Raw genomic sequence first — 4,595 nt, 5'->3', positions numbered from 1 at the left:
CTGCGGGCACTGCGAGGGTTCCGTTTCCGGTGAGATCTCCGAGATCGCGGGGGTCGAGGTCGCCGACCTCATCGCGACCGTGGTGAAGACCGGATACACGGCCGAGCAGCCCGCGCCACCCGCGGAAGAGCCGTCTCGGGGCGACCCCGAGCTCACCGCCCTGCGGCAGCGGCTCTTGGTCTCCGTCGCGCTCGCCGTTCCCGTCGTCGCGCTCTCCATGGTCCCCGCCCTCCAGTTCGACAACTGGCAGTGGCTCGCGCTGACCCTCGCCTCGCCCGTCGTCGTCTGGGGTGCGTGGCCCTTCCACCGGGCCGCCTGGACGAACGCGAGGCACGGCGCGGCCACCATGGACACCCTCGTCTCGGTCGGGACGCTCGCCGCGTTCGGCTGGTCGCTGTGGGCCCTGTTTTTCGGTGACGCGGGCATGCCGGGCATGCGGGAGCGGTTCGAGCTCACCGTCGGCGGCATGGACGGCGCCTCGACCATCTATCTCGAAGTGGCCGCCGGAGTCACCGCCTTCATCCTGCTCGGCCGGTATCTGGAGGCCCGCGCCAAGCGCCACGCGGGCGCGGCCCTCAGAGCGCTGATGGAGCTCGGGGCCAAGGACGTCGGCGTGCTGCGGGACGGGCGGGAGATACGCATTCCGGCGGACCGGCTGGCCGTCGGGGACCGTTTCGTCGTCCGGCCCGGCGAGAAGATCGCGACCGACGGCACCGTCGTCGAGGGCGCCTCGGCCGTGGACGCCTCCATGCTGACCGGTGAGTCGGTACCGGTGGACGTCGGCGTCGGGGACGCCGTCACCGGTGCGACCGTCAACGTCGGCGGCCGGATCGTCGTGGCGGCCACCCGGGTCGGGGCCGAGACGCGGCTCGCGCGGATGACGCGGCTGGTGGAGGACGCGCAGAACGGCAAGGCGGAGGTGCAGCGGCTGGCCGACCGGGTCTCCGCGGTCTTCGTGCCGGTCGTCATCCTCATCGCGGGGGCCACCTTCGGGGGGTGGCTCGGCGCCACCGGGGACACCACAGCCGCGTTCACCGCGGCCGTCGCCGTACTGATCATCGCCTGTCCGTGCGCGCTGGGCCTGGCCACGCCGACCGCGCTCATGGTGGGCACCGGGCGCGGCGCCCAGCTCGGCATCCTCATCAAGGGACCCGAGGTCCTGGAGTCCACGCGGCGCGTCGACACCGTCGTCCTGGACAAGACCGGCACGGTGACCACCGGCCGGATGACCCTCCAGGAGGTCCACGTCGTCCAGGACGCCGACGAGAAGCAGGTGCTGCGGCTCGCGGGCGCCCTGGAGCACGCCTCCGAGCATCCCGTCGCCCGGGCGGTCGCCGTGGGCGCCGAGGAACGGGTCGGTCCGCTGCCGGTGGCCGAGCGGTTCGAGAACGTCCCCGGCAAGGGCGTACGCGGGCGTGTGGAGGGCCGCGAGGTGGCCGTGGGGCGGCTGTTCGACGTGCTGCCCGCCGAGCTGGCCAGGGCGAAGGAAGAAGCCGAGCGGGACGGTCGTACGGCTGTCGTCGTCGGGTGGGACGGTGTGGCGCGCGGGGTCCTGGCGGTCGCCGACGCGGTCAAGGAGACCAGTGCGGAGGCGGTGCGGTCACTGCGGGCGCTGGGGCTCAGGCCGGTGCTGCTGACCGGGGACAACCGGACGGTGGCCGAGGCGGTGGCCCGGGCGGTCGGGATCGACGAGGTGATCGCCGAGGTGCTGCCCGAGGACAAGGTCGACGCCGTACGGCGGCTGCAGGGCGAGGGACGGGTCGTCGCGATGGTCGGCGACGGGGTCAACGACGCGGCCGCGCTCGCCACAGCCGACCTGGGCCTCGCCATGGGGACCGGGACCGACGCGGCGATCGAGGCCGGGGACCTGACGCTGGTGCGCGGGGACCTGCGGGTGGCCGCGGACGCGATCCGGCTCTCGCGGCGCACCCTGTCCACGATCAAGGGCAATCTCGTGTGGGCCTTCGGCTACAACGTGGCCGCGCTGCCGCTGGCCGCGGCCGGGTTGCTGAACCCGATGATCGCCGGGGCGGCGATGGCGTTCTCCTCGGTGTTCGTGGTGACCAACAGCCTGCGACTGCGTGCGTTTCGTTGAGGATCCTTTGACGGACCGTTCTTAAAGACTGAGCGGGAGTGAGTCCTGTGGCCAGGCCCCATGCTCAGCTGGGTGCCCCGAACGGTGGTGGGCACCCTGGTCGCCCGCTTTCGCTCCACTGCCCGGCGGCGCGCATCCGGTGCGCGGTCCGGGAAGGTGGGGGCGGGTTTCCTCACGCCTGCGGGTGTCCGGTCGGGCCTGGACGGTCCGATGCCCCGCACCATCACTCCGGTGGGGCGGGGGCGGTGTCGTCCTCCCCCAGTGCCTTAAGGGCCTGGGAGGTGCCCCCAGCCTGATCGGATGCCCGAGGGCGCGTCGCCCGACCGCGATGCTCGCCGCATCGTGCCGGGAAATCTTGCGGGTGGGGGTGGTGAGAGGCTGCTGCCAGTGCTGCGCGCCCCAGCGGCTGGTGTAGGCGGGGTCCACGGCCACGACGGCGATGTCCTGTTCGGCGGCCATCGAGACGAGGCGGGCTTTGAGCTTCGCGGTGGGGAAGCGGGAGATGAGACGGCGGAAACGCTTGTTGCGGCCGTGCTTCTCGCGGCTGGTGCCCTCGGTGAAGTCGAGGTCCTCGATGGCAATCGCTGCGGCCCCGCAGCGGCGGGTGTGGTGCAGCAGCCGGGTCAGGGCGTGCCGGATCTGCGCGTCCCGGTGCTGGGTGCCGCGGGTGAGGTCGTAAGGCACATCGAGCTGCCAGGCGGCGAGGTGGTCGTCGTTCATGTCCACCCCCACCACCCCCCGCGCCAGCGCCGCCCGAAGCGGCAGGACGGGAGCGGCGGCCCGCTGCCAGGACGCGGTGACATACCAGCGGCCGCGCCCGGTGTCGTGGTGGATGCGGTAGGCCACCGCCCTGTTGACGGTGACCCGGTCGAGCCACTCCGCGCCGCGGTACTGGAACCGTACGGTGGCGTCGAGGAGGTAGCGGCCGTGGGGTGCGTTGGCCAGGTGGGCCAGCGGAGCGGGGAGCTTGAGGGAGAGCTGTCCGGTGTCGGTGACGCGGATCGTCTCGTTGCCGAAGCGTTTGCCGGACTCCCCGTCGGCGGCCAGGAACATCCGCTCCACGCGCCAGCTCTGCCGCCAGACGTGCTCGTCCAGGTTGGCCGCCGCAAGGTGGTGGCGGGTGTTCGCGAGGCGTTTGCCGCCACGCACCACCCGCACCCGGCCTGCCGCCCAGTCCGCCTCCACCACCGCCAGCCGGTCCTTCAGCGTCTGCAGGCGGCGGGACTTGGCATGCCACTCACCGCGCGAGCCGTACCCGCGCACCAGCCCCGCGCGCTTGTCGGCTTTGGCCCCGAGCGGTCGGGCCAGCCGCGCCTCGACGGCGGCGATCTGCCCGCGCAGCCAGGCCATGTGGGCGGCCTGCCCGCGCCTGGCCAGCGCCCACTGGTCATGGGTGGCCTTGGTGATACTGCCCGCCCACCGCGCCGACGACTTCCCCGTCAGCTCCCGCTTGCGCACCGCCCAGGACGCCGCATCATGCGCCGGCCCCTGCCGGGACTGCTCCGCGAGATCACCCGCGGCCAGCGAACCCAAGTAGACACCGACCTCGGTGAGCACCGCCGCGTCCACACCCGACACCCGCAGCCGGTCCCGGACCGCCACCCCGGCCGGACCGGGCACCACGAACGACGCCGCCACCTCCGGCAACCCGCCCACCCAGTCACCCCCGCCCTGCCGAAGATCCCCGTCCACGGCAGTCAACGAGCAGCCGCCGCAAAGGTCACCCGTTCGACCCACGAACCCCCGTTCCCTCCCGAAACCGCAGGCAGCACACCCCGCCGGCAGACCCTCCTGGCGCGCAGACGAACCACCGCATCCAGTACAGGCACTCACCCACGATCACCAGAAGTCACTTCTGCTAAGTGCAGCGGCAACAGTTCCCAACCCCCTCTGGAGTCCGGAGCCCCACTCACATAAGCTCTTCACAAGACTCGCGCATCGTCCTTACGCCGGAGTCCCGTTCACCGTATCCGGGCTCTTGCGTATCTAACGGACATTTGCAAGAGACGCAGATCACAGTGATGCGAACGTAACCATCGAAGGGGTTCGAAGGTCTAAGTTGGCGATGTCAGGCAGCGTCTTGGGGGGCGTTGTCTGGCGTCTGAGGATGTCTTGGGGGACTTCCTCGGAGCTGCGTTGCCGGGGCACGCACTTAGGGAAGCTTTGAGCGGCCCTCCCGACCGTGCGCTGTCCCGGCAGACCGCACACTGGAGTAGTACGAGGAGTTTTGCTCGTTCTGCTCAAACAGCACCACCGGAAACAAACAGCATCACCGGAAAGACAGCGATTCAGGCGCTGGTCTCTCAGACGCCCGGCCGGATCCCGTGGGGGGAATCCGCACCGGGACATGGGAAGGCGCCCTGGACGCCGGCCCGTGGGGGGACCGTCGCCAGGGCGCCTTCCGCTTTGCGCTTCTTCCGCTGTGCGTTTCTACGAGCGTGTATTGCGCCGACCTCAGGGGCGCGGGGCAGTGACATCAGCGGCTCCGCCGTGGGGCGCG

Annotated in this window: 2 protein-coding genes; one reads left to right on the top strand and one right to left on the bottom strand. The window is 71.4% G+C overall.

Annotation, left to right across the window (positions count from 1 at the left end):
* Positions 1 to 2,095: copper-translocating P-type ATPase (locus tag ACFVYN_RS39005; protein ID WP_390007119.1), on the top strand; the 2,095-nt coding region annotated here is incomplete at its 5' end.
* Positions 2,096 to 2,116: 21 nt separating this feature from the next.
* Here ACFVYN_RS39005 and ACFVYN_RS39000 read toward each other — a convergent pair.
* Complete coding sequence (locus ACFVYN_RS39000; RefSeq protein WP_390007117.1) at positions 2,117 to 3,787, bottom strand: IS200/IS605 family accessory protein TnpB-related protein; 1,671 nt, start codon at positions 3,785 to 3,787, stop codon at positions 2,117 to 2,119.
* Positions 3,788 to 4,595 lie beyond the last annotated feature (808 nt).

Origin of the sequence: Streptomyces sp. NPDC058307 (genome assembly GCF_042880295.1) — a bacterium.
Classification (GTDB): domain Bacteria; phylum Actinomycetota; class Actinomycetes; order Streptomycetales; family Streptomycetaceae; genus Streptomyces.
This window is presented reverse-complemented; position numbering and strand designations above follow the sequence as displayed.